The organism is Candidatus Igneacidithiobacillus taiwanensis (genome assembly GCF_031962545.1).
Taxonomy (GTDB): domain Bacteria; phylum Pseudomonadota; class Gammaproteobacteria; order Acidithiobacillales; family Acidithiobacillaceae; genus Igneacidithiobacillus; species Igneacidithiobacillus taiwanensis.
In genome coordinates this window covers 1-3176 of sequence record NZ_JAVRKK010000194.1, presented here as the reverse complement: position 1 = coordinate 3176, position 3176 = coordinate 1, and the positions used below count along the sequence as shown (strand labels likewise).

At 52.0% G+C, this 3176-nt stretch carries 3 protein-coding genes; 2 read left to right on the top strand and 1 reads right to left on the bottom strand.

Going from position 1 to position 3176, the window contains the following annotated elements; all coding sequences use genetic code 11:
- Positions 1-226: 226 nt before the first annotated feature.
- Positions 227-1213: a LysR family transcriptional regulator gene (locus RTI30_RS13500; protein ID WP_312284040.1), complete on the bottom strand. Its 987-nt coding sequence runs from the start codon at positions 1211-1213 to the stop codon at positions 227-229.
- Positions 1214-1308: 95 nt separating this feature from the next.
- On the opposite strand from RTI30_RS13500, the gene RTI30_RS13495 reads away from it, so the two are divergent.
- A complete protein-coding gene (locus tag RTI30_RS13495; protein ID WP_312284039.1) occupies positions 1309-2688 on the top strand; it encodes a ribulose-bisphosphate carboxylase in 1380 nt (459 codons plus the stop codon).
- Positions 2689-2758: 70 nt separating this feature from the next.
- Positions 2759-3176, top strand: a 418-nt coding sequence (locus tag RTI30_RS13490) for an AAA family ATPase (protein ID WP_312284038.1), incomplete at its 3' end; no start/stop codon positions are given.

Here is a 3176-nt window from a genome sequence, read left to right as displayed (position 1 = left end):
AAAAAGGCAAAAACAGGATCGGCAAGAGCCTCAACTAAGCTAATTTTTGGACGGTCAAGAAGAATTCCGAAGTTTTTGGAGATTTTTTCCGCATCCTCTTAATGGTATAAATAATCGACACAGAAAATTCTTGGTTTTCGCACGCAACCCACGCAATAGCACAGAAAATCACAGCGTCAAGAAGTTTTGCGCTTAGAAATTTAATTATCAAAACCCACTAACACCGTTATGAAATAATCTGAGATAATTCATTTGTCGTGCGGACATATTGATGCTGTAGCAAATAAGATTTAAAACTATTAGGTGCCGGCGCAAGCTTTTTTCCTTTTCGATGTACTAAATGCCACATTTTTGGCAGAGGAAATCCTTCGACTTTGATCTCGCGTAAATAGCCCGCCTCAATTTTCGTAAGTACGCTATGTCGAGAGACAATCGCTACCCCCATACCAACCTTTACGGCTTGCTTAATAGATTCGTTATTGTTCATGATTACCCGATCCTCAATTTGCAACCCTTGTTCGTCGAAAAAACGCAAAATCGCCTCGCGGGTTCCCGACCCAGGCTCACGGAGAACGAAGGTTTCTTTAGCCAATTCCACTAATGAAATAGCGGACATCCGAGGCAATGGAGAGTGCGCTGCGGCGATTACAATCAACTCGTTTTTATGAAACGGAATCGATAATAAATCCAACGTTTGCGGTGGTTCACCCATGATTGCCATGTCGATATCGTTGCGCTCTAAACTTTCCAGCACTTCCTTTCGGTTGGCAATATCTAGGCGAATTTGAATATGTGAGTGTTGCTGCTGAAAACGCGCCAAAAGATCTACAGCAAAGGCATTGGCAGCGGACGTGACAGCGATGCGGATATGTCCATCCTCTACATCTCGCAAATGCTCCAAGGAGCGGGACAATTCTTCTAATTGATTATTGATTCTGGAACTGGCGCGTAGGACCTCGGTCCCTGCATCGGTCAAGAACACTCGCTTGCCTACCTGTTCTGTCAGCGGCAGACCAATTTCTTGCTCGAGCTTTCGCACCTGCACGTATACTGCCGACTGGGTAAGGTGCAGCTGTTTTGCGGCCTTGGTGTACGATCCGGTGGCACCCAGCGTCTGTAAAATATCTAGTTGTCGCAGTGTAATGTTTTTCATGACAAGTAGCCGATTGTCCTCGCAAATCACTACAGACCAGCCGATTCCAGAAATAATCATGATTATTTCTAATAATTTCTATTATAAATAATCGTTTTTATTGATTATTTGACGCAGGTACAGTATCTCCTCCAGACCATACTAGGAGCAATGCCATGGATCAATCAGCACGTTATGCCGACCTCTCGCTTCGGGAGGAGGAACTGATCAAAAACGGGCAGCACATTTTGGTAGCCTACAAGATGAAGCCAAAGGCGGGCCACGGCTACCTCGAAGCTGCCGCGCATTTTGCCGCGGAGTCTTCCACCGGTACTAATGTCGAAGTATCAACCACCGATGACTTCACCAAGGGTGTTGACGCCCTCGTTTACCATATCGACGAAGCTAATGAGGACATGCGTATCGCTTACCCTCTGGATCTTTTCGATCGCAACGTCACCGACGGTCGCATGATGATTGTCTCTTTCCTCACGCTAGCTATCGGCAACAACCAGGGCATGGGCGACATCGCGCACGCCAAGATGATCGACTTTTGGGTGCCACCGCGTGCTATTCAGCTTTTCGACGGTCCCAGTCGCGATATTTCCGATCTGTGGCGCATTCTCGGTCGCCCGCTCCAGAACGGTGGCTACATTGCCGGGACGATCATCAAGCCTAAACTCGGCTTGCGCCCGGAACCTTTCGCCCATGCAGCGTACCAATTTTGGCTCGGCGGTGACTTCATCAAAAATGACGAACCTCAGGGCAATCAAGTGTTCTCGCCCCTGAAAAAGACGATTCCTCTGGTTGCCGATGCCATGAAACGGGCCATGGACGAAACGGGGCAGGCAAAAATCTTCTCGGCCAATATCACTGCAGATGACCATTACGAAATGTGCGCCCGCGCCGACTTCATCCTTGAGACTTTTGGTCCCGACGCCGACAAGGTCGCGTTCCTGGTGGACGGCTTCGTTGGTGGTCCTGGCATGATCACCACTGCCCGGCGGCAATATCCCGCGCAGTATTTGCATTACCACCGTGCTGGCCATGGCATGATCACTTCGCCATCCGCCAAACGGGGCTATACCGCATTTGTCTTGGCGAAGATTTCGCGCCTGCAAGGCGCCTCGGGTATCCACGTCGGCACCATGGGCTATGGAAAAATGGAAGGCGAAAACGATGACCGCAATATCGCCTACATGATCGAGCGCGACGAGTGCCAAGGACCGGTGTACTACCAAAAGTGGTACGGCATGAAACCCACCACGCCGATCATCTCCGGCGGTATGAACGCCCTGCGCCTGCCCGGCTTCTTTGAAAACCTCGGTCATGGCAACGTAATCAATACCGCCGGCGGCGGCTCATACGGCCATATCGACAGCCCCGCGGCAGGCGCCATTTCTTTGCGCCAAGCATATGAGTGCTGGAAGTCCGGCGCCGACCCGATCGAGTTTGCCAAGAGCCACAAGGAATTTGCCCGTGCCTTCGCCTCGTTCCCTCACGATGCCGACAAGCTCTACCCCGGCTGGCGGGATAAGCTCGGCGCACACCGGTAAAACGTCCCTCTGCTGCACGCCGGCGCCCAGCGCTCGCGTGCAGCGCACGTTCTCGAAAGGAAAACACAACGTGAGCGATCCCCATCTCCCTGCAGATACCTATCGTGTCCACCGGGAACCCTATTATCAGCCCCAAGGCAACGAGGTGGCGCTATTCGAAGCCGCTTATCGCAAGCGCTTGCCGGTCATGGTGAAAGGGCCCACGGGCTGCGGCAAATCTCGTTTTGTCGAGTACATGGCCTGGAAGTTGGGCAAGCCGCTGATTACCGTGGCCTGCAACGAGGACATGACCGCCAGCGATCTGGTCGGCCGTTACTTACTGGATGCCAACGGTACCCGCTGGATCGACGGTCCCCTTACCACCGCGGCCCGAATGGGGGCCATTTGCTACCTGCATAAGTTCACAAACCTTTGGCACTTCTTTGGCGAGGGAGGAGTGCCATGCAGGTTCAACATGTCGGGTACCGGATCCGGGGGTTTTACCGGGT